The following is a 3519-nucleotide window of genomic DNA, read 5'->3' as shown; positions in this document are numbered from 1 at the left end:
TACCGGTCGGCCGCCATGAACCGCATCACCCCGGCCGGCTTTGCGCAGTTGAAAGCGCTGGGGATCAAGACCAATGTCGATTTCCGCGCCACACAGGAACGCGCCAGCGCCCCGGCCGTGTGGCCCGCCGACATGAAGGTCGCCGTCTATTCGCAGGACTACGACATGGACATGACGCCCTTCATGGCCTTTTTCCAGAAGGGCAATGTCACCGCCGAAGAGACCCGCGCTATGATGGCGGGCTTCTACCGCGATGCTCCGTTCAAGTTTGCCGGTCAGTACAAGCGCCTGATGCGCCTGATTATCGACGGTGAAACCCCGCTGGTCTATAATTGCTCGGCGGGCAAGGACCGCACCGGTGTTGCCACGGCCCTCATTCTGACGATTCTGGGCGTGCCGCGCACCACGGTGACCGAAGACTATCTGCTGTCCAACCGCTACTACACCCCCGACATGCCCAAGGCCGGCGAAAAGGAAGACCCGATGATGGCGGCCTTCCGTCGCCTGCCGCCGGAGGTGGTTCAGGCCCTGATGGGGGTCGATGCGCGCTATCTCGACGCCGCGTTTGCCGCCATTGACTCCCGTGAAGGCGGCTGGGAGCGCTATGTGCGCGAAGATCTGGGCCTCAGCGCCGCCGATGTGGCCGCCCTGAAGACGCGCCTCCTTAAATAGCCGAACGCGTAAGAGTGCAATCCGATAAAGCGGACACCACTTTGTCGGATTGCACCCTGGTCGCAAACCCTAAAACCGGCGGGCGTCCGGGTGATCCACGCGAACCTCGGGAATATCAAAGGCCCGGATGACGCCCTTGGGGCGGCTGATCGCATACAGCCGGCGGCCCTTGACCGTCTTGTCCCAGACAAAGGCCTGCCCCTCGGCGGCGATGTCGATGGTCGCCAGATGGATCAGAAGCGGCCCCAGACGCGGCTTGGCCAGCACATAAAGCTCGGTGCGGTCATGCCCCAGCAGATAGAGCAGGCCGTCCGGGCCGATACCGCCACCGGAGGCCGCATTGGGGGCCATGCGTGCCTGAACCGCGTCGGGGATCAGCCAGCCGCCGGTGCGTCGCCACTGCGCGTCATAGGTAACGATGGCGCTGTAGCGGCTGCTCTTGAACCCCGTGCCGCCCTTGTCGTCATAATGGGCAAAGCCGGCCATATAGCCGCCCCGATAGGGCTCAAAAAAGGTTAGTGAGCCTTCGTCCAGCAACCCCAGACTATGGCTGCGTTTATGGGTCATGGTGCGGGCGTCGAACACCTCGACCGAAGACCCCATAGGCACTTCGGGGAAGTTGGAATTGGCGCACCACAGTTCGTTATGGGCCGCGTAGCACGAATTGATGTGGCGGATAGGCCCGTTGCGCGGGCTGGTCCAGCGGGCGATCAGCGCCCCGCTCTGCTTGTCGTACTTGCCGATGATCGAATTGACCACCGCATAGACGTAGCGGCCATCGACCGCCACGCCCTGACGGGCTTCCGGGGCGGAATATTCGCTGATCAGCCTGGCCGTCGCGGTCTGCACTACCGGCGGCGTCCACTCTTCCAGCATCGGGAAGCCGCTCGATTGAGCGGCCACCGGCGATACCGTCAGGGTCAGCAGGGCGGCAAGGGCGAGAGCGCGCATATCAGGCCTCATTTCAACGGCAGGGCATAGACGGCGATGTGATTGGCGACCGGACGCTCGCGCCCCGGTACGCCGGTATGGATGGGGCGGTTCAGCACGTCCGGCTTGTGGTCGGTTCCCTCTCTGACAAGGGTCGAAGAACCGCCGCCATCCAGATTGATGGCGTCCGCCGCGCCGAGAGCCACAAACAGGTCTGTCAGTTCTGTGAGGGTCGCCCCTTCGCTATAGCCCTTCTGGCGGCCATCGACGACCACCAGCCAGACGGTGCGACCATCTGCCGACACACCGATGGCGGTGCGCGGGGCGCGGGTCATGGCGTAGTTGTTATCGAAGGCCAGAAAGCTCTGCGCGTGCCGATCGCTGAGCAGGCGCGGCCCCGCAGCGACGGCGTCGGTTTGCCCCGCCGGGCAGACCTGACCCTCGCGGATCAGCACCTGCGCCGCCTTGAAACAGACGATAGAGTTGACGCGGATATCGAGATCGGTCTCGACCGGCGAGACCCTCTGCCCATGCGACAGGGCGGCACCGGAGACGTTAACCGGGTCACCGCTTTTGGGGTAATAATCATCCGCCCCCTTGCTGCCGCCCGCAAAGGGCAGGAAGTAGCTGGCATTGATCACGATCTGCGCCCCGGAACGGCGCTGATATTCGCTGGCCGTCAGGGCAACGTGTTCCATGCCTTTCGAGCGGTCGCCCGGCGTCACCTCAAAGTGCAAACCCGCCCGCGTCAGGTCCAGCGTCACGATGTGCGCCACCATGGGCTCATTGCCGCCTCGCACCCGCTTTTCGTAGCGGACGCCGTCGAACAGCGGCGTGGCGGGGGCTTCGAGACTGAACGGCGGCAGGGGTTCGGCCTGAACCGCTACGGGGATTGACAGCAGCAGTAGTGCCGCAAGAACAGATTTCATATTTTGAACTCACAAAAAGAAGCGGACAGGCCGAAGCCTGTCTAGGGCCTGCCTATTGCTTGAAGGCAACACCCAGCCAGAACTGGCGACCGAAATAGTTGAGGTCACGCACTCCGTACTGATCGTAGTTTTCGCGATGCTGGTCTGTCAGGTTACGGATTTCGCCGATGATCTGATAGCGGCCCAGAGAATAGCGGGCCGTAAAATCAACCTGCTTCCACGCCTTGTCATAACGGTTGGTCGAAGGGTCCGTCGTTGAGAAGGAGGTGTAGCGTTCCCCGGTATAGGCATAGGAGACGCGCGCCTTCAGCGGGCCATCTTCGTAGAAGAGCGCGACATTGGACTGATGCTCCGGCTGACGGTTCAGACGGTCGGTGCGCACGCCGTTCGGCAGGTCCGCCCGGCCGTGCAGACGGGTATAGTTGGCCGATGCGCCGAAATGCCGCAACAGGCCCGGCAGGACATCGAAATTGTTCTTGATCACGCTGAATTCGACACCGGATATGCGCGAATTGGCCACGTTCTGCGGCTGGGTCACCGTATATTCAGCCCCGTCAATGATCGTCTTGCCGAGCGTTATCGAATAGATTTCATCCTTCAGGTCTTTAGCGAAGGCCGCGACCGAAATCATGCCCGCCTTGTTGGGGAAGTAGATTTCCAGCGCCGCATCGTAGTTCTTTGCCTTACGCGGCTTCAGATCGGGATTGCCGCGTGACAGCGTCAGGCTGCTCGCATTGAGACTTTCATTGGTGCCAAGATCGGAAGGGTTGGCGCGACCAATGGCCTCAAAATAGGCCGTGCGGAACTTAAGGTTCGGCAGGATGGTGTAGCTGAAGACCACCGAAGGCAGGAAGTTGTCATAAGTGCCCTTGCGATTCAGCTCCGTGACCGTGTTGCCATTGACGCGGTAACCATTCACTTCGGTCGCCGTATCCTCGTAGCGGCCGCCAAAGATCAGGCTGTGGCGTTCACCGGCGTGGCGCAGTTG

At 61.9% G+C, this 3519-nt stretch carries 4 protein-coding genes; 1 reads left to right on the top strand and 3 read right to left on the bottom strand.

The features are described 5' to 3' along the window. Positions 1-672: tyrosine-protein phosphatase (locus Q0072_RS18495; protein WP_298333029.1), on the top strand; the 672-nt coding region annotated here is incomplete at its 5' end. A 69-nt stretch (positions 673-741) separates the two neighbouring features. On the opposite strand, the gene Q0072_RS18490 is transcribed toward Q0072_RS18495, so the two are convergent. The 3 genes from Q0072_RS18490 to Q0072_RS18480 all read right to left on the bottom strand — a co-directional run. After that, complete coding sequence (locus Q0072_RS18490; RefSeq protein WP_298333028.1) at positions 742-1623, bottom strand: hypothetical protein; 882 nt, start codon at positions 1621-1623, stop codon at positions 742-744. A gap of 8 nt (positions 1624-1631) precedes the next feature. Next, a complete protein-coding gene (locus Q0072_RS18485; RefSeq protein WP_298333027.1) occupies positions 1632-2531 on the bottom strand; it encodes a phosphodiester glycosidase family protein in 900 nt (299 codons plus the stop codon). Between the two features lie 52 nt (positions 2532-2583). Beyond that, positions 2584-3519 (bottom strand): TonB-dependent receptor (locus Q0072_RS18480; RefSeq protein WP_298333026.1); only part of this gene is annotated, 936 nt, incomplete at its 5' end.

Source organism: Asticcacaulis sp. (assembly GCF_027484505.1).
Taxonomy (GTDB): domain Bacteria; phylum Pseudomonadota; class Alphaproteobacteria; order Caulobacterales; family Caulobacteraceae; genus Asticcacaulis.
This window is presented reverse-complemented; position numbering and strand designations above follow the sequence as displayed.